The 21,737-nt window shown below is 72.5% G+C and carries 17 protein-coding genes; 12 read left to right on the forward strand and 5 right to left on the reverse strand.

The genetic code is table 11. The annotated features are described in order from the left end of the window. Window positions 1–91: 91 nt before the first annotated feature. A complete protein-coding gene (locus ACWDGI_RS32120; RefSeq protein WP_450765035.1) occupies window positions 92–1,219 on the forward strand; it encodes an aminopeptidase P family protein in 1,128 nt (375 codons plus the stop codon). Between the two features lie 62 nt (window positions 1,220–1,281). After that, window positions 1,282–2,226, forward strand: coding sequence for an aminoglycoside phosphotransferase family protein (locus ACWDGI_RS32125; RefSeq protein ID WP_450765037.1), 945 nt, complete (start codon window positions 1,282–1,284; stop codon window positions 2,224–2,226). Between the two features lie 48 nt (window positions 2,227–2,274). On the opposite strand, the gene treZ is transcribed toward ACWDGI_RS32125, so the two are convergent. Further along, a complete protein-coding gene (gene treZ / locus ACWDGI_RS32130) occupies window positions 2,275–4,020 on the reverse strand; it encodes a malto-oligosyltrehalose trehalohydrolase (protein ID WP_450765039.1) in 1,746 nt (581 codons plus the stop codon). 176 nt (window positions 4,021–4,196) lie between these two features. Between treZ and ACWDGI_RS32135 the strand changes: the two genes are divergently transcribed. The 3 genes from ACWDGI_RS32135 (at window position 4,197) to ACWDGI_RS32145 (ending at window position 6,635) form a co-directional block, all read left to right on the forward strand. Then, window positions 4,197–4,748: an FHA domain-containing protein gene (locus ACWDGI_RS32135; protein ID WP_450765041.1), complete on the forward strand. Its 552-nt coding sequence runs from the start codon at window positions 4,197–4,199 to the stop codon at window positions 4,746–4,748. A gap of 157 nt (window positions 4,749–4,905) precedes the next feature. Beyond that, complete coding sequence (locus ACWDGI_RS32140; RefSeq protein ID WP_450765043.1) at window positions 4,906–6,231, forward strand: M14 family zinc carboxypeptidase; 1,326 nt, start codon at window positions 4,906–4,908, stop codon at window positions 6,229–6,231. Then, window positions 6,228–6,635 carry an SSI family serine proteinase inhibitor gene (locus ACWDGI_RS32145; RefSeq protein WP_450765045.1) on the forward strand — a complete coding sequence of 136 codons (408 nt, stop codon included), beginning with the start codon at window positions 6,228–6,230 and terminating at the stop codon, window positions 6,633–6,635. The genes ACWDGI_RS32140 and ACWDGI_RS32145 overlap by 4 nt, the downstream gene beginning before the upstream one ends. A gap of 54 nt (window positions 6,636–6,689) precedes the next feature. On the opposite strand, the gene ACWDGI_RS32150 is transcribed toward ACWDGI_RS32145, so the two are convergent. From ACWDGI_RS32150 to glgX, 3 genes are all read right to left on the reverse strand, one after another. Beyond that, window positions 6,690–7,943: a M14 family zinc carboxypeptidase gene (locus ACWDGI_RS32150; RefSeq protein WP_450765047.1), complete on the reverse strand. Its 1,254-nt coding sequence runs from the start codon at window positions 7,941–7,943 to the stop codon at window positions 6,690–6,692. A 323-nt stretch (window positions 7,944–8,266) separates the two neighbouring features. Then, window positions 8,267–10,639: a malto-oligosyltrehalose synthase gene (treY, locus tag ACWDGI_RS32155; protein ID WP_450765049.1), complete on the reverse strand. Its 2,373-nt coding sequence runs from the start codon at window positions 10,637–10,639 to the stop codon at window positions 8,267–8,269. Between the two features lie 157 nt (window positions 10,640–10,796). Further along, window positions 10,797–12,905, reverse strand: a complete 2,109-nt coding sequence (gene glgX, locus ACWDGI_RS32160; protein WP_450765051.1) for a glycogen debranching protein GlgX — start codon at window positions 12,903–12,905, stop codon at window positions 10,797–10,799. 196 nt (window positions 12,906–13,101) lie between these two features. On the opposite strand from glgX, the gene ACWDGI_RS32165 reads away from it, so the two are divergent. The 4 genes from ACWDGI_RS32165 to ACWDGI_RS32180 all read left to right on the forward strand — a co-directional run bounded on the left by ACWDGI_RS32165 (window position 13,102) and on the right by ACWDGI_RS32180 (window position 17,477). Beyond that, entirely contained in the window at window positions 13,102–13,917 is an 816-nt protein-coding gene (locus ACWDGI_RS32165) for a Tat pathway signal sequence domain protein (RefSeq protein WP_450765053.1), read from the forward strand. A gap of 77 nt (window positions 13,918–13,994) precedes the next feature. Beyond that, window positions 13,995–15,311, forward strand: coding sequence for a copper amine oxidase (locus tag ACWDGI_RS32170; RefSeq protein ID WP_450765055.1), 1,317 nt, complete (start codon window positions 13,995–13,997; stop codon window positions 15,309–15,311). A 102-nt stretch (window positions 15,312–15,413) separates the two neighbouring features. After that, window positions 15,414–16,655, forward strand: coding sequence for an SAV2148 family HEPN domain-containing protein (locus tag ACWDGI_RS32175; RefSeq protein WP_450765057.1), 1,242 nt, complete (start codon window positions 15,414–15,416; stop codon window positions 16,653–16,655). Between the two features lie 102 nt (window positions 16,656–16,757). Continuing rightward, window positions 16,758–17,477 (forward strand): exonuclease domain-containing protein, encoded by a 720-nt coding sequence (locus ACWDGI_RS32180; RefSeq protein ID WP_450765059.1) that lies wholly within the window; start codon window positions 16,758–16,760, stop codon window positions 17,475–17,477. A 124-nt stretch (window positions 17,478–17,601) separates the two neighbouring features. Here the strand turns inward: ACWDGI_RS32180 and ACWDGI_RS32185 are convergent, their stop codons facing one another. After that, complete coding sequence (locus ACWDGI_RS32185; RefSeq protein WP_450765061.1) at window positions 17,602–18,465, reverse strand: phosphotransferase enzyme family protein; 864 nt, start codon at window positions 18,463–18,465, stop codon at window positions 17,602–17,604. A gap of 189 nt (window positions 18,466–18,654) precedes the next feature. On the opposite strand from ACWDGI_RS32185, the gene ACWDGI_RS32190 reads away from it, so the two are divergent. Genes ACWDGI_RS32190 through ACWDGI_RS32200 form a run of 3 tightly spaced genes read left to right on the forward strand, consistent with a single transcriptional unit; the run spans window position 18,655 to window position 21,679 of the window. After that, on the forward strand, window positions 18,655–19,569 hold the full coding sequence (locus tag ACWDGI_RS32190) for a carbohydrate ABC transporter permease (protein ID WP_450765339.1): 915 nt from the start codon (window positions 18,655–18,657) through the stop codon (window positions 19,567–19,569). Continuing rightward, window positions 19,566–20,399 (forward strand): carbohydrate ABC transporter permease, encoded by an 834-nt coding sequence (locus ACWDGI_RS32195; protein ID WP_450765063.1) that lies wholly within the window; start codon window positions 19,566–19,568, stop codon window positions 20,397–20,399. The genes ACWDGI_RS32190 and ACWDGI_RS32195 overlap by 4 nt, the downstream gene beginning before the upstream one ends. After that, window positions 20,399–21,679 (forward strand): ABC transporter substrate-binding protein, encoded by a 1,281-nt coding sequence (locus tag ACWDGI_RS32200; RefSeq protein WP_450765065.1) that lies wholly within the window; start codon window positions 20,399–20,401, stop codon window positions 21,677–21,679. Before ACWDGI_RS32195 ends, ACWDGI_RS32200 begins: the two co-directional genes overlap by 1 nt. Window positions 21,680–21,737 lie beyond the last annotated feature (58 nt).

Here is a 21,737-nt window from a genome sequence, read left to right on the forward strand (position 1 = left end):
CATACCCAAACCGGCTCGCGCGGCCACGCCGCACCCGGCAGGATGCATGCCGAGGCCCCTACACTCCCCTCACCCGCACAGGGAGGCTCGGATGACCGGCAGCACGCCCGCGCCCTTCACCGCCGGCGACTACAAGTCCCGCATGACGCGCGCGGCACACACCGCGGCCGACGCCGGACTCGCCGGCCTCCTGATCGCCCCCGGCCCCGACATGGTGTGGCTCACCGGCTACACCCCCACCGCGGTCACCGAACGGCTCACCCTCCTCGTCCTGACCCCCGGCGAGGACCCCGTGCTGGTCGTCCCCACCCTGGAGGCCCCCGACGCCGAGAAGGCCGACGGCGCGTCCGTCCTGACCCTGCGGGACTGGACCGACGGCACCGACCCCTACACCGTCACCGCCGGCCTGCTCGCCAAGGACGGCCGCTTCGGTATCAGCGACAACGCCTGGGCCATGCACCTGCTGGGCCTGCAGAAGACACTCCCCGACACCTCCTACGCCTCCCTCACCGACGCGCTGCCCATGCTCCGCGCCGTCAAGGACGCCGCCGAACTCGAACTCCTCGCCGCCGCCGGAGCGGCTGCCGACGCGACGTTCGAGGAGATCCGCAAGGTTCCCTTCGCCGGCCGCCGCGAGTCCGACGTCGGCCACGACCTCGCCGAACTGCTGCGCCGCTTCGGTCACGAACAGGTCGACTTCACCATCGTCGGCTCCGGCCCCAACGGCGCCAACCCGCACCACGAGGTCGGCGACCGCGTCATCCAGGACGGCGACATGGTCGTCCTCGACTTCGGCGGTCTCAAGGACGGCTACGGCTCCGACACCACCCGAACGGTGCACGTGGGACCGCCGACCGCCGAGGAACGCGAGGTGCACGACATCGTGCGCGCGGCCCAGGAGGCCGGCTTCCGGGCCGTACAGCCCGGTGCCGCCTGCCAGGAGGTCGACCGGGCCGCCCGCGCGGTCATCACCGACGCCGGGTACGGCGAGTTCTTCATCCACCGCACCGGCCACGGCATCGGCGTCACCACGCACGAGCCGCCGTACATGATCGAGGGCGAGGAGCAGCCGCTGGTGCCCGGGATGTGCTTCTCCGTGGAGCCCGGCATCTACCTGCCCGGCCGCTTCGGGGTGCGGATCGAGGACATCGTCACGGTGACCGAGGAGGGCGGGCGTCGTTTCAACAACACCACCCGCGAGATGGTCATGGTGGGCTGACCGACCCGGCCCCGGCGCACCTTCTCGCACCTAACCCACCCCGAACGGCAACGGCGCGATCCATGACCCAGGCACCGACACCCACCGCGGACACCGTCCGCCGACTGGTCCGTTCGCTGCTCAAGGAGAGCGCGACCGACACCCCGGGCCCCGACGTCCGGCCGGTGTCGGCGGGCGGTGAGTCCTCCACCTGGTGGGTCGGCACCCGGTACGTGCTGCGCCTGGCGCCCGATCGCGAGGCCGCCGCACGCCAGCGCCGCGAACTGCGCCTGCGCGACCTGGTGCGTCCGCACCTGCCCGTCGCCGTGCCGGCCGGCGTCGCGCACGGCGAGTGGGCGCCGGGGCTGACCTACACGCTGGACACCGCGATCCCCGGCGGTACGGCCGAGGAGCACGACGTCTCCGCGGTCGGCGAGGCCGATCTGGCCGGGCTGCTCACCGGGCTGCGCGAGGTGCCGGCACGGCAGGCCGAGACGCTCGGCGTGCCGCGTACCCCACCGCGCTCCCTGGAGGCGCTGCGCCGGATGGCCGTGCCCGCCGCCGAACGCCTCGCCATCGCCGACGAGTTCGACCCCGCACCCCTGCTCCACTTCACCCCGGCGGGCGCCGCCCAGCTCGCCGCCCAGGCCGGTACTGCCGTGCTGACCCACCACGACCTCAAGGGCGAGCACCTGGTGGTCAGCGCCGACGGCAGGGTGCGCGGCGTCCTCGACTGGACCGATGCGGCGGTGGGCGACCCCGCCGAGGACATCGCCGGGCTCACCCTCGCGGTCGGCTCCGGCGCGGCCGTCCGCGCGGCCACCCTCGCCGGCTACGGCGCCCGCCCCTGCCTGCGCGGCCTGTGGCTCGCCCGCTGCGACACCGTCATCCGCCTCACCGACCGCCTCGAAGGCCGCGACGACAGCCCCCTGCCCCTGCTGCGCACCCAACTCCGGCGCGCCTGGGAGGCGATTCTCCTCGAGCGCGTGTCGGACCTCCGGGAGGACGACACGGGCGAGGAGACGTAGGCACGCGCGCGTGCCCGCCACGCCCGTGCCCCACGTACGCGCGCGTGCTCATGCCTGGGTCAGTACCACGCACGACTCGCCCGGCACCCGCAGCAGCCCGTTGGTGTCCGGTGCCGTCACGGTGTCCCACGCGGCCAGGACCTCGACCCGGGCGGTGCCCAGCGGGATGGCGGCCGGCTCCTTGCCCAGGTTCACGGCGACCCGCACGTCACCGCGCCGGAACGCCAGCCAGCGTGCCTCCTCGTCGTAGGCCACCTTGGTGTCGGCGAGATCGGGGTCGGTGAGGTCCGGCTGCTCGTGGCGCAGGGCGATCAGCCGGCGGTACCAGGCCAGCACGCGCGCGTGCGGCTCGCGTTCCGGTTCCGACCAGTCCAGGCAGGACCGGTCCCTGGTCGCCGGGTCCTGCGGATCGGGTACGTCCTCCTCGGCCCACCCGTGCGCCGCGAACTCCCGCCGCCTGCCGCGTCGTACGGCCTCCGCGAGATCCGGGTCCGTGTGGTCGGTGAAGAACTGCCAGGGGGTGCCGGCCGCCCACTCCTCGCCCATGAACAGCATCGGTGTGAAGGGCGCCGTGAGCGTCAGCGTGGCCGCGCAGGCCAGCAGGCCGGGCGGGAGGGTGGCGGAAAGCCGGTCGCCCTGGGCGCGGTTGCCGATCTGGTCGTGCGTCTGGGTGTAGCCGAGCAGCCGGTGCCCGGCCACCCGCGCCCGGTCCAGCGGCCGGCCGTGGTGGCGGCCCCGGAAGCTGGAGTACGTGCCGTCGTGGAAGTAACCGCCGGTGAGGGTCTTGGCGACGGCGGCGAGGGGGGCGCGCGCGAAGTCGGCGTAGTAGCCCTGGGACTCGCCGGTCAGCGCGGTGTGCAGGGCGTGGTGGAAGTCGTCGTTCCACTGCGCGTCCAGGCCGAGCCCGTGCGCCGCGCGTGCGGTGATGACCCGCGGGTCGTTCAGGTCGGACTCGCCGACCAGGAACAACGGCCGGCCCGACTCGGCCGCCAGGCCGGCGACGGCCGACGACAGCTCTTCCAGGAAGTGGCACGCGCGCGTGTCGCACAGCGCGTGCACCGCGTCCAGGCGCAGCCCGTCGATCCGGTAGTCGCGCAGCCAGGCCAGCGCACTGCCCACCAGGTACGCGCGCACCTCGTCGGAACCGGGCGCGTCCAGGTTGACCGCCGCGCCCCAGGGCGTGTGGTGCGTCTCCGTGAAGTACGGCCCGAACGCGGGCAAGTAGTTGCCCGACGGGCCGAGGTGGTTGTGGACCACGTCCAGGACGACACCGAGCCCGAGTCCGTGCGCCCGGTCGACAAAGCGCTTCAGCGCCTCGGGGCCGCCGTACGGCTCGTGCACCGCCCACAGCGAGACCCCCTCGTATCCCCAGCCGTGCCGGCCCGGGAACGGACAGAGCGGCATCAACTCCACGTGCGTGACGCCCAGTTCCCTGAGGTGTTCCAGGCGCCCGGCGGCCGCGTCGAGCGTGCCCTCGGGGGTGTACGTGCCCACGTGCAGCTCGTAGAACACCGCGCCCGGCAGCGCGCGACCCGGCCACGCGGCACGCCACGCGTACCGTCCGTGGTCCACGACCGCGCTGAGCCCGTCCGGTCCGTCCGGCTGGCGGCGCGAGCGCGGGTCGGGCAGCACCGGGCCGTCGTCCGGCGCGAACCCGTAGCGCGTGCCGTCCTCGGCGGCCGCCTCCCCGGCCCACCAGCCCGGTCGCCGCCGATCAGGCTCCAACGCTTGTGCTGCGCCGTCGCAATGGAGCGTCACACGGTCTGCCTGCGGTGCCCACACCTCGAACTGCACGGACGGTTCCCCTTCGTCTGGCTCATCGTGAGGTAGTCCGTCCATCGTGCCGTGAAAAGAGATCAATCCGCTTTGAATCCCGGCTTTGCCGACGGGTGTCGCCGTACGTACGCGCGCGTGGCGGCCGTTTCCCCGTTTTCTGGACACCCGGGGTTCACTGACCCAGAATCGGCAGCGTGACGTCGTCCTTCGAGTTCAACACCTATCCCGCGCGGCTGTCCGACGCGGAGCGCGAGAAGGCGCTGAGTGTGCTGCGTGACGGCGTCGCCATGGGACGGCTGTCGCACGACACGTTCGTGCGCCGTATGGAGCTGGCGCTCGCCGCCCGCCGCGTGGACGAACTCGCCGTGCTCACCGCCGACCTGCCCCAGGAGAGCCGCTTCGCGCGCGTGCTCTTCGGTACCGTCGAGGCCGTCTCCGGTTTCACGGTACGGCTGCGCCGGGCCTGGCAGGCCGAGCGGCTGCCCAAGCTGCTGCTGCCGCATCCCGGCGCCGGGCATCCGCTGCGCATCGGCCGCGACCCGGCCAACGGGCTGCGGCTCAACCACGAGACGGTCTCCCGGGTGCACGCCGAACTCCACCGGCAGGGCGGCCTGTGGGTCCTCAGGGACCTCGGTTCCACCAACGGCACGACCGTGAACGGCCGTCGGGTGATCGGCGCCGCCGTCGTGAGCGAAGGCGACCAGATCGGCTTCGGCCGGGTGTGCTTCCGGCTTTCGACGCACTGAGTTCACACCTTCTCTCAAGTGGCTGAAAAACGTTTGTCCACCACGGTGTTGACGTACCCCTCGAGTCGTGACTGACTGTGCGTGCACCATGCACATCATGTGAACCGACGGCGCGTCGTGGAGGTGTGTCCTGCCGTCACTCCTCCGCTATCCGTCCGTGGACGAGCTGGAAACGCGCGCGGCCGGGCTGGTCGCCGAGCACCCCCGGGAGGCCCGGCTGCGCCGGATCGGCACCTCCCGCGCGGGCACCCCGCTGTGGCTGCTTTCGATCGGTCACGGCAGCCGGCACGCCCTCGTCGTGGCCGGCCCGCACGCCAACGAACCCGTCGGCGGCGCCACCGCGCTCCGTCTCGCCGACCGGGTCCTCGCCGACCCCCGGCTCACCGAGGACGCCGACGTCACCTGGAACCTGCTGCTGTGCCTGGACCCGGACGGGTCGCGCCGCAACGAGGGCTGGCTGGCCGGGCCGTACACGCTGGGCCACTACTTCCGGAACTTCTTCCGGCCCGGCTTCCTCGAGCAGCCCGAATGGCTGCCCGACGGGGCCGACGCCGTCGCGCTGCCCGAGACGCGGGCGCTCCTTGACCTCCAGGACGAGCTGCGGCCCTTCCTCCAGTGCTCGCTGCACGGCGTCGACGTCGGCGGCGGCTTCGTCGAGCTGACCGACGACCTGCCGGGCCTCGCCCCGCGCCTCGCGCACACCGCGAGCCGGCTCGGCATCCCGCGCGAACTCGGCGCCTACGACACCCTGTACTGGCCCAACCTGGGCCCGGCCGTCTACCGGGTGCCGCCGCCCCGCCCGGGCAGTCTGGCCGCCGCCATCACCGAGGCGGCCGTCGAGTCCACCTGGTTCCATCCGCACCGGCACGGCACCGTCACCGCCATCGTCGAGGCGCCCATGTGGGGCGTGGCCGCCGTCCAGGACGGCGCGCCGCCCGCCGACCGGGACGCCGCGCTGCGCGCCGTCAGCCGGACCCTGCGGCACGACACCGGGCTCCTGGAGGGCGTCCTGGCCCGGATCCGGCCCCAGCTGTCCGCCGCGCCGGACGCGGCCCGGCTGCTCGCGCCGGTGGACGACTACCTGCTCGTCTGCCCGGGCCTCGCCGACGCCTGGGACCCCGGTACCGACGCCGGCAGTGCCCGCCCGCTGCCCCCGCTGACCACCGCCCATCTGGCCGCCCTGCGGATCGCCGGGCGCCGGCTGGTCCTGCGCACCGCCGGACTGCTGCACCGGCTGCTGCGCGGCACCGGCCACGACCCCGCCGGTGCCCTGCCCGACCTGGACCGGCTGATCGACGACTGGTGCGCCGACTACCACCAGGCCTTCGGCGCGCGCTGGATCCCGGTCGCACGCCAGGCCGAGTACCAGACGCGGGTGGTCCTGAGCGCCTTCGAACTGGCACTACGCCATGCGCGCGTGCGCGCTCGTTCGGGTGAGTCGGGCTGGGGCGCGGAGGCCGTTGTGCCGATGCACCGGGAATGACCCATCTGATCAGAGCGACAGCGGTCGGCGGCGCCCTGCTGGCGGCCGCCGCCCTCCTCGCCGCCGGCCCGGCCCAGGCCGCGCCCGGCGCCCCCCTCGGCGGCGACTACCTGTACCTGACCGTCACCAAGGGGGACGGCCGGTCCAGCGGAACGCTGCTGCTGTGCGACCCGCCCGAGGGGCACTCCCGCGCTGCCGAGGCGTGCGCCGAACTCGACACGGTGGGCGGAGACATCGCGCGCCTCACCCCGGTCAGGAACGCCATGTGCCCGATGGTCTACGCCCCCGTGACCGCGCAGGCGCGCGGGCAGTGGAACGGCAGGCCGATCGAGTACCGCGAGACGTTCTCGAACTCCTGCGGGATGGCGGCCCGCACCGGACCGGTGTTCGCCCTGGACAGCTGAACCCGGCGGCGGCGTGCGGCTCCCGGGGCTGTCCACCGGCCCGGCCCCGGCGCCTCACGCAGCCCGCTCACGGGCGTGCTGCGCGGCCGCCAGCACCGTCCTGGACTGATGCTCCACCTGGCGCTCCAACGGCACCCAGCGGGCTTGGAAGCGCTCCCCGTAGGCGTCGCACCAGGAGGCCACCAGCTCTTCCAGCCGCGGCACCGCACGGTCGTCCGCCTCCCGCAGCACCCGCAGCAGCATCGACGCCGCCCGCAACGGCAGCCGCCGTCCGAAGGCGTCCACGCTGCCGACGTACGCCATCGTGGTGTCGATCGGCGGCCGGCGGATCCAGTCCTCGGCCAGTCCGGGGATCAGCCCCAGCGCCCAGCGGGCCGCCCGCAGCAGCGGCCCGTCCAGGAGCCCGTCCAGCCGGGGCAGCGCCTCGGTCAGCACCCGCTCCACCTCCTGCGAGTCCCGTAGCAGCCGGCCCGCCAGCCGCCGCATCGCCGCGGCCGGTGCCGGGTGCGGCGCCGGGTCGTCGACCAGGTCGCTCGCCCACATCGGCACCTCGACCACCGCCGTCAGGCCGCCGTAGCGGTGCGCGTGGTACCAGGTGCTGTGCCGTGCGTCGTCCGGCAGGCTCGGATAGGCCACCCCCGACCCCGGACCCGGCATCACCCGGACCCCGGGACCGGAGGCCGGCCAGCCCGCGGCGTCCGAGGCGCCCGTCTCGACCGGGATGTGCAGCTCCGCCGCGGACTTGGCGAACGGCTCGGCGAGCCCGGGCACGTCCTTCGTCAGCTGCACCCAGCTGCCGCCCAGATCCGTGCCGTGCAGGGTCACCTGGAGGTAGGGGCGCAGTTCGTCGATGACCCCGAGCAGGGCCAGGGTCTCGGGCGGCAGCCGGTCCGGGGGCAGCACCGACGGCGACCACTCGGGCTGTTCGGGACCCGCCGGGCGGTAGAAGCCGTGGTGGTAGTCCAGCAGGCTGCGCGGTGCCGGGGTGACGTGCAGGCTCGCCCCGTCCGGGTCCGCGCACAGCAGGAAGTGCCAGGAGGTCTCCGCCCGTAGGTCCCGCTCCATGAGCACCCGTTCGGCGAGTGCCTGGAGGGTGCCGCCCCCGGTCGGCTCGTTGGCGTGGGCGCCCGCGACCACCAGCACCGCCCGCCGGTCGTGCCCCACGGACAGCAGGTGCAGCGGTCTGCCCGCGCGGGAGACGCCGATCTGCCGCAACGTGCACAGGCCGGGCCGGTGAGCGGCCAACGCCCGGGCGGTCGCGACCAGTTCGGGAACACTGGGGTAACGCAGCTCCGGCAGGAGACTCACCCCCGACTTGTCCGCCCGGCTTCGCATTCCCCAGTCCCGCACGGCATAGGTGAACTGTCAAGAACCTCCCGGGGGAGGCTCCAGGGGGCGTCCGGGTGCGTGCGCCGTCGGCCGACGGGGCGGTGGGCGCCGGTGGGAGTGCGAAGCCATTACGGGGCGCGGAACGGCTCCGCACGCCTTTACGGACGCGGCCGACGCCCGACGAGTTTCGGCAACCCCCCACCCCACCCTCATATTCACCCGTTCGAGTGAATATGACCCTCGGCGCCCCAGCGACCTCGGCCCCCCCAGCGACCTCGGCGACCTCGGCGTCCGCAGCGACCTCAGCGCCCCTCGTCTTCGTCGACCCCGCCCTCGACGCGCTCCAGCAGCGCCACCGGCAGCGGCTCGAAAAGCTCGGCCACGCGCGCGTGCCCCGTGAACTCCCGCTCCGGCGCCAGCACGTCCGCCCACCGCCCCGGCGGCAGCGGCAGGACCGTGTCCCGCCAGCCGCCCGCGGCGGCCAGCCGCAGCGACAGCCGGGTCACCGCCGTGACCACATCGCCGGAGCGTGCGAACGCCAGACAGTGCGCGGCGGCCGAGCCCTCGGCCGCCAGCGGCGCGTACGTCGCCGTGTCACCGAAGGCGCCCGGGCGCCGCGCCCGCAGCCGCAGCGCCGCCGTCGTCACCGCGTCCTTCTCGCCCGGGTGCCCGGGCGGGAAGGAGACCGGCCGCCGGTTGTCCGGGTCCACCAGCGCCCGGGTCTCGCCCTCCGTGCCCTGGTAGACGTCCGGCACCCCCGGCATCGTCAGATGGACCAGGGCCGTGCCGAGGACGTTCGCCCGGACCTGCGGCTCCAGCGAGGCCCGGAAGGCCGCCACGTGCTCTCCTGGCGCCCCGCAGGGCCCCGCCGCGACGAACGAGGCCACCGCCTCCTCGTACGGCGGCTCCTGCTCCGTCCAGCTCGTGTACAGGCCGGCCTCCCGCACGTGCTTGAGCAGCGCCCCCTGCACCCGCTCGGGAGCCGCCGGGCCGAGCCCGAACACCGTCTGCCAGGCCGCCCACGCCAGCTGCGCGTCGGGTACGGCCGCCCCGTCCCGGGTCACCTCGGTCAGCACGTCCGCCCACCGCTCCGGGCACTCCGTCAGCACGGCCAGCGCCGCCCGTACGTCGGCGCTGCGCTTGGTGTCGTGGGTCGTCACCACCGTCCCGGAGAGCGGCCAGTCGCGCTGTACGCGCGCGCAGTACGCGTGGAAGTCGTCGGGGGAGACGCCGGGGCTGCCGGGATCACCGCCCACCTCGGTCGCGGACAGCAGCGGCACGTAGCGGTAGAACGCCGTGTCCTCCACGGACTTGGCGCGCAGCGCCGAAGAGGTCTGCGCGAAGCGCGTCCGGAACTCCGCGGGCCCGGGCCCGTCGTCCCCCGCCAGCAGCAGCCCGCGCACCGCGTCCACCGCCCCGCCCTCCTCGGGCACCACGAAGGCGGCCCGCGCCTCCTCCGCGGCCCGCTCGGTGACCACGGCGGCCGCGTCACCGGAGGCGTACGGCCGGTACACCCGCATCCGCACCAGCAGCTCCTCCAGCGCGATGCGCAGCGCCCAGGGCGCCCGGTCGCGCAGCGCGGGGTCCGGAGAGGTCGCGCACACGCGCGTGGCGGCCCGGGTCAGCCGGTCCGTCTCGGCCGCCAGCTCGTGCGTGAGCACCTTGTACGCCGCCCGCCGTACGGTCGCCGCCCAGTCGCCGCCCCGGTCCGTCTGCGGGGCCGCGAACCGCCGGTAGCCGTCGAGCAGTTCACGGGCGCCCACCGGATCCGTGAACAGGCCGTCCACCTGCCGCAGCGCGTCGTACCCGGTGGTCCCCGCGACCGGCCAGGCGCCCGGCAGCCGCTCGCCGTCGGCCAGGATCTTCTCCACGACCGTCCAGCGCCCGCCGGTCGCCTCGTGCAGCCGCGCGAGATAACCGTCGGGGTCGGCGAGCCCGTCGGGGTGGTCGACGCGCAGCCCGTCCACGACCCCCTCGTGCAGCAGCTGGAGGATCTTGGCGTGCGTGGCCCCGAACACCTCCGGGTCCTCCACCCGCACCCCGATCAGCTCCGAGATGCTGAAGAACCGCCGGTAGTTCACCTCGGTCCGGGCCAGCCGCCACCACACCGGGCGGTACCACTGGGCGTCCAGCAGCCGCGGCAGCGGCAGGTCCGCGGTGCCCTCCCGGAGCGGGAAGGCGTGCTCGTGGTAGCGCAGCACGTCGCCGTCGACCTCGAGCTGCCCGAGGACCTCGCCGACCGGGCCGCCGAGCACCGGCACCAGCAGCTGGCCGCCCTGTGCCTCCCAGTCGATGTCGAACCAGCGCGCGTACGGCGACTCGGGACCCTCCCGCAGGACCTCCCACAGGGCGTGGTTGTGCCGGGGGGACATGGCCATGTGGTTGGGCACGATGTCCAGGACCAGCCCGAGACCGTGCCCGCGCGCGGTCCGCGCGAGCGCGCGCAGCCCCTCCTCGCCGCCGAGTTCCTCCCGCACGCGCGCGTGGTCGACGACGTCGTAGCCGTGCGTGGAGCCCGGGACGGCCTCCAGGACGGGGGAGAGGTGCAGGTGGGAGACACCGAGCGAGGCGAGGTACGGCACGGCGGCTTCGGCGGCCGAGAAGGGGAAGTCGGGCTGGAGCTGGAGGCGGTAGGTGGAGGTGGGCACGGTGGCGGGGATTCCCTCGGCTGTCATGGAGACCTACGTACCCGCCCCGCCGGATTCTCTGTCACCGGGTACGGCAGAGCGCCCCGTAGGGGGGCGGGGCTGTAGCCGTGTGCGGCTCCGCCGCGTGGGCGCGACCAGCCCTCGCCGGCCCGCCCCCGTACAACAGGCCACCGGAGCGGGCCCTCTACGCCGGCCTCTTCAGAACGGTCAGGCTCCGTCCCACCAACGTCAGGCGTGCCCCGCCGTCCACCTTCGGCCCCGGCGGCACCTCCTCGGCCCGTGCCGTGTCCACCACCACCTCCCACTGGCGGCCGTGGTTCACCGGAACCAGGAACTCCAGCGGTTCGGGCGAGGCGTTGAACATGAGCAGGAAGGAGTCGTCGGCGATCCGCTCCCCGCGGGTGCCCGGTTCCGAGATCGCGTTGCCGTTGAGGAACACCGTGAGGGCCGACGCCTGTGCCGACCCCCAGTCCTGCTGGGCCATCTCATGGCCCTCCGGGGTGAACCAGGCGATGTCGGAGAGCTCGTCGTGGGTGCCCTCCACCGGCCGGCCGTGGAAGAAGCGGCGGCGCCGGAAGACCGGGTGCTCCTTGCGCAGCCGCGCCATCGCGCGCGTGAAGGCCAGCAGGCCGCTGTCGTCCTCGGGGGCCGGCCAGTCCACCCAGGACACCTCGTTGTCCTGGCAGTACGCGTTGTTGTTGCCCTGCTGCGTGCGCGCGAACTCGTCGCCGTGGCCGATCATCGGCACGCCCTGGGAGAGCATCAGCGTGGCGACGAAGTTGCGCATCTGCCGCTCGCGCAGTTCGAGGATCCCGGGGTCGTCGGTGTGTCCCTCGACCCCGCAGTTCCAGGAGCGGTTGTGGCTCTCGCCGTCCCGGTTGTCCTCGCCGTTGGCCGCGTTGTGCTTGTCGTTGTACGACACGAGGTCGTGCAGGGTGAACCCGTCGTGGCAGGTCACGAAGTTGATGGAGGCCAGCGGGCGGCGGCCGTCGTCCTGGTAGAGGTCGGAGGAGCCGGTCAGCCGGGACGCGAACTCCGCGAGCGCGCGCGGTTCGCCGCGCCACAGGTCGCGCACGGTGTCGCGGTACTTGCCGTTCCACTCGGTCCACAGCGGCGGGAAGTTGCCCACCTGGTAGCCGCCCTCGCCCACGTCCCAGGGCTCGGCGATCAGCTTCACCTGGGAGACCACCGGGTCCTGCTGCACCAGGTCGAAGAACGACGAAAGGCGGTCCACCTCGTGGAACTGCCTCGCCAGCGTCGCCGCGAGGTCGAAGCGGAAGCCGTCGACGTGCATCTCGGTGACCCAGTAGCGCAGCGAGTCCATGATCATCTGGAGGACGTGCGGGGACCGCATCAGCAGGGAGTTCCCGGTGCCGGTCGTGTCCATGTAGTAGCGGGGGTCGTCGGTCAGCCGGTAGTACGACGGGTTGTCCAGGCCCCGGAAGGACAGCGTCGGGCCCAGGTGGTTGCCCTCGGCGGTGTGGTTGTAGACCACGTCCAGGATCACCTCGATCCCGGCCTCGTGCAGCGCCCGGACCGCCGACTTGAACTCCAGGACCTGCTGGCCGCGGTCGCCCCAGGAGGCGTACGCGTTGTGCGGGGCGAAGAAGCCGATCGTGTTGTAGCCCCAGTAGTTGTTCAGGCCCATGTCGACCAGCCGGTGGTCGTTCACGAACTGGTGGACGGGCATCAGCTCCAGCGCGGTGACGCCCAGCTCCGTCAGGTGCTCGATGACGGCCGGGTGCGCGAGACCCGCGTAGGTGCCGCGCAGCTCCTCGGGCAGGCCCGGATGGCGCATGGTCAGGCCCTTCACATGGGCCTCGTAGATCACCGTGTGGTGGTACTCGGTGCGGGGCCGCCGGTCGTCGCCCCAGTCGAAGTACGGGTTGATCACCACCGAGGTCATGGTGTGCGGGGCCGAGTCGAGGTCGTTGCGCTTGTCGGGGTCGCCGAAGTGGTAGCCGTACACCTCCTCGCCCCAGCGCACCGACCCGCTGACCGCCTTCGCGTAGGGGTCGAGCAGCAGCTTCGCCGAGTTGCAGCGCAGCCCGCGTCCGGGGTCGTACGGGCCGTGCACCCGGAAGCCGTAACGCTGCCCGGGCATCACCCCCGGCAGGTACGCGTGCCGCACGAAGGCGTCGCTCTCGCGCAGCTCGACCGCCGTCTCGGAGCCGTCGTCGTGCAGCAGACACAGCTCCACTCGGTCCGCGGTCTCCGTGAACACCGCGAAGTTGGTCCCGGCGCCGTCGTACGTGGCACCGAGCGGATATGCCTCTCCAGGCCAGACCTGCATGAAGTCGACTCTTCCAGGTGTGCATTGCGCGCGGGGGCGCCTTGGTCATGAGTCTGCCCGAAAGTAATGGAACCCCAGGTGACTTACACCCCTCTTACCCGGCGACCAGTGCACACAGCGGCCCATGTGGCGAAGTGTGCCGAACCAGTGGGGCAAACACGTACTCCCTGTGACCAAGGGGGAGTAGGGGGAAGATGTGCGCAAGATAGTGCACCGCCATCTGGGCAAAGTGGTGGCCGGTGCGGGCTTGGCGGTTGCGGGGACCGCCGTGATGGTCGGGATCACCCTGCCGGGCACGGCCGGGGCTGACGACTCGGGAGGGGGCGACGGGACCGGCCCGGTCGCCGCGCAGCAGGCGGGGCGGGGCACGGACGCCGTCAAGCCGGGCGTGGTGGAACAGGCACCGGCCGAGGGGAAGAAGGGCACGGGCAGCGACCCGCTGACCGACGACGAGACCAAGCGCGTCGAACAACTCGCTCTGACCAAGCAGATGTTCAACGCCGGGGAGAACGTCGAGGGCCGGCGCGGCCCGCAGCGGATCAGCGTCGACCTGGCCGAGCCGAACGCGAACGAACTGGACGCCACGAACGCGCCACGGCGTGCCGACGTGACGTTCTACGACTACCGGGACGACAGCCTCGTCACCCGGACCGTCAACCTGGACACCGGCAAGGTCGAGCAGACCACCACCCGGCAGGGCGTCCAGCCGCCGCTCAGCCACGACGAGAACGTCGAGGCGCTCCAGCTGCTCGTCGCCGACCCGCTCGGCGCCGGCCTGAAGGCGGACTTCAAGGACGCCACGGGCGAGGACCTCACCTCCCCGCAGCAGCAGCTGCTGCTCAACAGCGCGGTCTACCGCGCCACTCCGGGCGCCCAGCCGGCCGCGCTCGACAAGTGCGGCGAACACCGCTGCGTGCGGCTCTTCCCGAAGGTCAAGAACGGGCCCTGGATCGACGCCCGTTCCCTGATCGTCGACCTGAGCGCGCGCAAGGTCGTCAAGCTCGGCCGCTGAGCCGCCGGTCCCGTTCGCCCTTCCCGAACGCCCTCTCCTTTTTCGACTGCATCTCCCGTACGAGGAGTCACTTCGTCATGCACCCGAACAGAATCCGCCGCGCCCGCCGGACGGCCGCCGTGGGCCTGTCCGTGGCCGCGCTGGCCGCCGGCGCGACCACCGCGGCCGGACCCGCCGCCGCCCAGCCCAAGCAGGCCGCCGCACCCGCATGGGACTGCTCCGCCGCCTACCGGATCGAGCAGAAGCTCTCCACCGGCACCACCTGGCGGATGTGCTGGCGCTACGACAGCAAGGCCGGACTGGTCCTGGAGCACATCTCCTACCAGCCCAAGGGCGAGTCGGCCCCCATCAAGGTCCTCTCCAGCGCCCGCCTCGGCCAGATCGACGTCCCCTACGACGACGGCAGTGTCGAGTACGACGACCTGACCGGCTTCGGCTTCGCCCAGGGCCTGGTGCCGCTCGACGCGGCCGAGTGCCCCGGCGGCACCATCAAGACCGTCAAGGTCCCCGACGCCTGGGACCCGGCCCACCCGAACGTCAACGGCCTGTGCACCACCACCCGTTCGCGCGGCCACGCGTACCGGATGCAGGCCGACACCGGCAACCGGGTGTTCCAGCAGCAGGGCAAGGACCTGCTGGTCTACACCGTCAACAAGGTCGGCTGGTACGAGTACATGACCGAGTGGCGGTTCCAGGACGACGGCACGATCAACATGAACATCGGTGCCACCGGCAGCCTCTCGCCGGGCGACTACGACGCCGGGGACGGCCGCGGCTGGCCGATCGGCAAGGGCGCCCACGCGTACGCCACCAGCCACAGCCACAACGTCTTCTGGAAGCTGGACTTCGACCTCGACGGCTCCTCCAAGAGCCGCATCGAGCAGTACGACTCGGTGGTCAGCGCACCCGCGCACGGCCAGGAGGCGCCCAGCAACAAGACCACCCGCACCAACGTCACCAAGGAACTCGCCGGTGACTACAAGAACATGCGGTGGTGGCGGGTGGTCAGCACGGCCGGCAAGAACAAGGACGGGCACGCCCGTTCGTACGAGATCGTGCCGGGTGCCAGCAACAAGTACCTGGGTCACGGTTTCACCAAGCACGACGTCTACTTCACCCAGTACGACAAGTGCGAGCTGTTCGCCAGCAACAACCCGGGCTGTGCCAACGGCCACCCCAAGACCGTCGACCAGTGGGTGAACGGACAGACCCTCACCAACCCCGTGGTCTGGGTGAACGTCGGTTTCCACCACATCGCGCGGGACGAGGACCAGCAGCCCATGCCGGTCCACTGGCAGGGCTTCTCCATCGCCCCGCGGGATGTCACCGCTATGAATCCGCTCACTCCGGCCGCCCTCGCTGATCAGAACGGACAGCCCGGACACGGTAGTTGAGAAACGACCTGTCCATCCTGCTGCACCGCCGACCGCTCCCGGAGTACCCTTCCTTGATCGTTGGCACGGGGTAGGTTCGGGGGAGCGGAAGGCGGTGCACGGGTGGGCTCGGGAGGCCTGGAGCTGCCCCCTGGTGACGAGGGTCACGAGGGGAACTCCACAGACGTCCCGCCCGGCGCGGTGTCCCTGGCCCGGCCGATGGACGCCTCGGGCTCCATCGGTCCGGAGCTGGACTGGGACGCCGACGCCTGGCTGGAGGTGCGTACGCGCGCCCAGCGGGCCGGCCGTGCCTACATCTGGCTGAACCTGGTCGAGCAGCGGCTGCGTACCGTCGTGGCCGCCGTGCTGCGACCCATCTACGAACCCGTCCACGGCGACGAGTGGGTGGTCGCCGCGGCCGGGCCGGCCGGTCAGGAGTGGGTCCAGCGGGCGGTCGCGGTCCGCGAAGTCAGCCGTCGCAAGGGCTACTTGCTGGACCCGGCCGACGACAATGTGATCAGCTTCCTGACGCTGCCGCAGCTGCGCGAGCTGATGGTGCAGCACTGGCCGTGCTTCGAGCCGTACTTCGACGAACGCCGGGACGTCGAACTCGCCCTCGACGAACTGGAAGTGACCCGTAACGTCGTCTCGCGCAACCGGGCGCTCTCCGAGGCCGTCCTCAACCAGGCCGAACGGGCCTCCGCCCGGCTCCTGGAGATGCTCGGCGCGGGCGGTGACGTGCCCTCCGCGCGCCGGCTGCCGGTGGACGCGGTGGAGGACCTGGTGGGCGACCGCTACGCGGACGTCGTCGCCGTCCACCCCGACCGGGTCCGGCTCATGCGCCAGTTCCCGGCCGAGGACCTCTTCGGCGGCGCCCGCCGGCTGGACGCCATCGGCATCGGCCTCAACCTGCTCGTGCAGAACTTCTCCGGCCGCCGCCTGGTCCGGCTCGCCGAGACCGGCTGCCGGGTCCGCCTGCTCTTCCTCAACCCCGCGTCCAGTGCCATCAAGCGCCGCGAGCGCGAGCTCGGGATGAAACGGGGCGAACTCTCCCGTTCGGTCGAGATGAACATCCTCCACATGCGCCGGGTCCGCTCCCGGCTGCGCGACCCCGGCGCCTTCGAGATCCAGGTCTACGACGACACCCCCCGCTTCTCCGCCTACCTGGTCGACGGTGACGGTGCCGACGGTGTCGCCGTCGTCCAGTCCTACCTGCGCGGGGCGCGGGGCATGGAGTCGCCGGTGCTGGTCCTGCGCAACGGCGACAAGGTGGTCAAGTCGGACGACGTCCTGGAGGCGGGACTCTTCCCGACCTACCGCGAGGAGTTCGAAATGGCTTGGGCGGATTCGCGCCCTGTGTCCTGAGACGGACGCGGCGGTAAGCGGAACGCGGTCCTCTGATTGTCAGTGGCGCATGCGAGGGTGGAGACCACTGGGGGAAAGCACCACCAAGAAGGGGGACCGCCCATGGGCTGGCACCAAGAGCTCCTGATCGGCTTCGATCTGGAGACGACGGGTACGGATCCGCGCGAGGCGCGTATCGTCACGGGCGCCGTGATCGAGGTCAGGGCCGGGCAGGAGCTGGGCCGCCGCGAATGGCTGGCGGATCCGGGCGTGGAGATCCCGGCCGACGCGGTGGCCGTGCACGGCATCAGCAACGAGCGGGCGACGGCCGAGGGCCGCCCGGCCGACCAGGTCGCCGACGCCCTCGCGGACGTCCTCACCGGGTACTGGAAGACAGGCGTCCCGGTCGTCGCGTACAACGCGACCTTCGACCTCACCCTGCTCTCCGCGGAGCTGCGCCGGCACGGCCTGCCGTCCCTCTCCGACCGCCTCGGCGGCCTCGACCCCGCGCCGGTCATCGACCCGTACACCATCGACCGCTGGGTCGACCGCTACCGTCGTGGCAAGCGCAACCTCGAAGCGGTCTGCGCCGAGTACGGCGTGACCCTCGCCGCCGCCCACAACGCGTCGGCCGACGCGCTCGCCGCGGCGCGCCTGGCCGGTGCGATAGCCGAGCGGCACCCGAAGATCGCGGCGCTCGGGCCGGCGGAGCTGCACCGGCGCCAGGTGGAGTGGTACGCGGAGTGGGCGGCGGACTTCCAGGGCTTTCTGCGCCGCAAGGGAGAGGCCGACGCGGTGGTGGACGGGGCGTGGCCGTTGCGGGAGTTGGCCGACGTCGTCTGAGTGCGGGACCGGCTACGTAGTTCTATCGCCGCGGGCCGGTGGGGGCCGGTCGCGACCACGCGGCGGTAGCCGCACATCCCATACAGCCCCGCGCCCCGTTGGGGCGCTCCTCAGCGGCCGCGGCTCAGAAGGGGTACCAGCGCACCGACTCGTCGCCGTCCCGTAGCGACGCCACCCGGCGCTCGAACTCTGCCAGCGCCTTCGGGTTGCTCGGTGCGTGCTGGGCGACCCACGCGCAGCTGGCCGTCTCCCGGGCGCCGCGCAGCACGCCGCACCCCTGCCACTCCCGCACGTCCCACCCATAGGCCCCGACGAACGAGTCGTAGGCCTCGGCCGGCAACCCGTACCGGTCCCGGGAGAGTGCCATGACCACCAGGTCGTGCTCGCGCAGATCGGACGAGAAGGTCTCCAGGTCGACCAGTACCGGACCGTCCGGACCGACGTGCACATTGCGGGGCAGCGCGTCTCCGTGGATCGGCCCAGGAGTCAGCCGCGGTGTCAGCGCGGCCGCGGCCGCCGCGAAGCCGTCCCGGCGCTCCCGCAGATAGGCCGCGTCCGCGGGGTCGATCGCGTCGCCGGCCAGTCGCAGCCAGCGCTCCACACCGCCCAGCAGCTCGCGGGGCGGCAGCGCGAAGGGCGGAGCGGGCAGCGCGTGCACGATCCGCAGGAGTTCGGCCAGATCGCGCGGTTCGGCCGGCCGTACCGGATCCGCCAGCCGGTGCCACACGGTCACCGGGTGGCCGTCCACGAGCCGCGCCTTCGGCTCGGCGGCCCGTACGGCCGGGACGCCCGCCTCCGCCAGCCACCCGGCGATCTCCAGCTCACGCCGGGCCCGGTCGAGGAGTTCGGCGTCGCGGCCGACCTTCACCACCAGCTCGTCGGCGGCGAACACCGCGTTCTCGCCCAGGGCGAGGAGCGAGGCGTCAGCCGCCGCACCGGGCAGCACACCCGCCGCGGCCAGTACGTCCCGCGCCCTTGCCTCGTCCATCGTCCGCCTCCGCTCCCGGTGCCCGCGCCCGCGGCTGTGCGGGTGCACACGGCGCCGTCTTCCAGCCATCCGCCGGCCAGTCTCGCATCCGCGGAGGTCGCGGCGTGTGCGCGGTGCCTTGACGAGACAACCTGCCTTCACGACCATGACCGGGTCCGACCGGGCCGCGCAAAGGGGGATGACGTGGCATTGGCGACGAACGTGGCCACCGCGCGGCGACCGGCCGCCGCACGCCTGACCGGCCACGGCGCCTGGTTCCTGGTTCTGCCGGCCCTGATCCCGATCCTCGTGCTGAGCGTCGGCCCGCTGCTCTACGGGATCCTGCTGGCCTTCACCGACGCCCAGTCGGGCCGGACCGCCGCCACCCGGTGGATCGGCGGCCTCAACTTCCAGGACCTCCTGCACGACACGCTCTTCTGGGAGTCGTTCCGGATCGGCCTGGTCTGGGCCGTCGGGGTGACCGTGCCCCAGTTCCTGCTCGCCCTCGGTCTCGCCCTCCTCCTCAACCAGGAGCTGCGGCTGCGCTGGCTGGCCCGCGCGCTGGCCATCGTGCCCTGGGCGATGCCCGAGGTCGTGGTCGGCATCATGTGGCGGCTGGTCTACAACCCGGACGCCGGGATCCTCAACGAGACCCTGCACGACCTCGGCCTCGGTGATGGCCGGGACTGGCTGAGCGGCCTCGGCAGCGCCCTGCCCGCCGTGATCGTCGTCGGCGTCTGGGCCGGCCTGCCGCAGACCACGGTCGCCCTGCTGGCCGGAGTGCAGAACACCCCGCGCGAACTGCACGAGGCCGCGGCCGTGGACGGCGCCGGCGCCTGGCGCCGCTTCCGCACGGTCACCTGGCCCGCCCTCAGACCCGTCGCCCTGGCCATCACCGCGCTCAACCTGATCTGGAACTTCAACTCCTTCGCCCTGGTCTACGTCCTGACCAACGGCGGCCCCGGCGGCAAGACCCGGCTGCCGATGCTCTTCGCCTACGAAGAGGCCTTCCGCTACGGCCAGTTCGGGTACGCGGCGGCGATGGGGTGCGTGATGGTCGCGGTGATCGCGGTGCTCCTCGCCGTCTTCCTGGCGGGTCGGCTGCGGGGAGGCGAGGACGCGTGAGGACCCGCACCGGCGCCCGCGTCGCCCAGTACGCCGCCCTGCTCGGCTACCTCGTCTTCCTGGCCTTCCCGCTGCTGTGGCTGCTCTCCACCGCCTTCAAGTCGCCCACCGAGCTGGGCAGTCTGCACCCCACCTGGATCCCCCGGCACCCGACCCTGGCCAACTTCCGGCAGGCCTTCGACGAACAGCCGCTGCTGCGGGCCGGCCTCAACTCCCTGCTCGCCGCGGTCGGCGCCGCGCTGATCGCCGTAGTGCTCGCGACCCCGATGGCGTACGCCATGGCCCGGCGGCGCGGGGCGCTGTCCCGGGCGGCCACCGGGTGGGTGGTGGTCAGCCAGGCCTTCCCGTTCGTGCTGGTGATCATCCCGTTGTTCCTGGTCCTGAAGCACCTGCGGCTGATCGACTCCCTTTTCGGGCTGGTGATGGTGTACGTGGTGTGGGCGCTGCCGTTCGCGCTGTGGATGCTCGTCGGCCATGTCCGGGCGGTCCCCGTCGAACTGGAGGAGGCGGCGGCCGTGGACGGGGCCGGGCGGCTGCGGACGCTGGTGTCGGTGACGGGTCCGCTGCTGGCCCCCGGGATCGTGGCGACCGGGCTGTTCGCCTTCGTCACCGCGTGGAACGAGTTCTTCTTCGCACTGGTGCTGCTGAAGACACCGGAGAAACAGACCCTGCCGGTCGTCCTCACCCACTTCATCGGCGCGGAGGGCGTGGCCGACCTCGGCCCCCTCGCCGCGGCCGCCTTCCTGGCCACGCTGCCGTCGCTGCTCGTCTTCGCACTCGTCCAGCGGCGGATCACCGGCGGCATGCTCACCGGGGCGGTGAAGAGCTGATGCGGACCAGAGCCTGCGCGGCACTCGTCGTCCTGTTCCTCCTGCTCGCCGGCTGCTCGGCCGGCGGGAAGGCGGACGGCGGCCCGATCACCCTCCGTTTCCAGTCCCTGGCCTGGCAGGAGGAGTCGGTCGCGGCCAACAAGGAGCTGGTGAAGGAGTGGAACGCCACCCACCCGGACGTCAGGGTCGAGTACGTGCAGGGCAGTTGGGACAGCGTCCACGACCAGCTGCTCACCTCCTTCGAGGGCGGTGAGGCCCCGGACATCATCCACGACGCCTCCGACGACCTCGCCGACTTCGCCTACGGCGGCTACCTCGCCGACCTGGCCGACCTGCTGCCCGCCCGGCTCAAGGCCGCCATACCGCAGCGGAGTTGGCAGGCGGCGACCTTCGGTGGCGGCATCTACGGCGTGCCGTTCCTGCAGGAGCCGAGGGTGCTGATCGCCAACAGCACCTGGCTCGCGAAGGCGGGGGTGCGGATACCGACGCCCGGACGGCCCTGGAGCTGGGCGGAGTTCAGGCAGGTCACCAAGGAGCTCAGCGGTGACGGCAAGTACGGCGTCGCCTGGCCTCTCAAGGAACCCGTCTCCGCCACCCTCAACCTCTCCCTGTCGGCGGGCGGACAGCTCTTCCACCGGGGCGCCGACGGGAAGGTGGCCGTGCGCTTCCAGGCCGCCGACCAGGTGGTGCCGCGCACCATCCACGACCAGGTCGGCATCGACCACAGCGCACCCGGCTCCACGCTGGGCAGCGGTGGCTCGGACACCCTGCCGGGCTTCTTCGGCGGCAGGTACGCGATGGTCCCGCTCGGCTTCTCCTACCGCCAGCAGATCGTCCAGCAGGCGCCGAAGGGCTTCGACTGGGAGGTGCTGCCCGCCCCGGCCGGCGCCGACGGACTCGCCCAGGGCGTCAGCCCGCAGACGCTGTCCATAGCGGAGGACAGTCACCACAAGAAGGCGGCCGCCGAGTTCATCGACTTCCTGCTCCGGCCGAAGAACATGGTCCGGCTCGCCCTCGGGGACTGGATGCTGCCCACCGGCACCCAGGCCCTGCGGGACCCGGCCCTGCACACCGCCAGGTTCGGCTGGGCCACCGGCACCGCCCTGGCCGGCCACCTCGGTCCGGCCCCCGCCCAGACGGTCCGCGGCTACCCGGAGTGGAAGGACAAGGTGGCCACCCCCGCCCTCCAGTCGTACTACAGCGGCGCCATCGGGCTCGACGAACTCCGCGACCGCCTGGAGAAGGACGGCAACCTGGTCCTGGCCCGCTACCAGCGCTGAGCACCCGTAGGCAGCGAACAGGGCCCGTTGGCTCCCCCGGAGGCCAACGGACCCTGTG

The sequence above is a fragment of the Streptomyces sp. NPDC001220 genome, assembly GCF_053597895.1.

What these genes read in the sequence shown, in the direction of transcription:
- ACWDGI_RS32200 (WP_450765065.1), top strand. Translation starts at nt 20,399, where the DNA reads ATGCGGACCAGAGCCTGCGCGGCACTCGTCGTCCTGTTCCTCCTGCTC.
- ACWDGI_RS32180 (WP_450765059.1), top strand. Translation starts at nt 16,758, where the DNA reads ATGGGCTGGCACCAAGAGCTCCTGATCGGCTTCGATCTGGAGACGACG.
- ACWDGI_RS32170 (WP_450765055.1), top strand. Translation starts at nt 13,995, where the DNA reads ATGCACCCGAACAGAATCCGCCGCGCCCGCCGGACGGCCGCCGTGGGC.
- ACWDGI_RS32120 (WP_450765035.1), top strand. Translation starts at nt 92, where the DNA reads ATGACCGGCAGCACGCCCGCGCCCTTCACCGCCGGCGACTACAAGTCC.
- ACWDGI_RS32145 (WP_450765045.1), top strand. Translation starts at nt 6,228, where the DNA reads ATGACCCATCTGATCAGAGCGACAGCGGTCGGCGGCGCCCTGCTGGCG.
- ACWDGI_RS32125 (WP_450765037.1), top strand. Translation starts at nt 1,282, where the DNA reads ATGACCCAGGCACCGACACCCACCGCGGACACCGTCCGCCGACTGGTC.
- ACWDGI_RS32185 (WP_450765061.1), bottom strand. Translation starts at nt 18,465, where the DNA reads ATGGACGAGGCAAGGGCGCGGGACGTACTGGCCGCGGCGGGTGTGCTG.
- treY (WP_450765049.1), bottom strand. Translation starts at nt 10,639, where the DNA reads ATGACAGCCGAGGGAATCCCCGCCACCGTGCCCACCTCCACCTACCGC.
- glgX (WP_450765051.1), bottom strand. Translation starts at nt 12,905, where the DNA reads ATGCAGGTCTGGCCTGGAGAGGCATATCCGCTCGGTGCCACGTACGAC.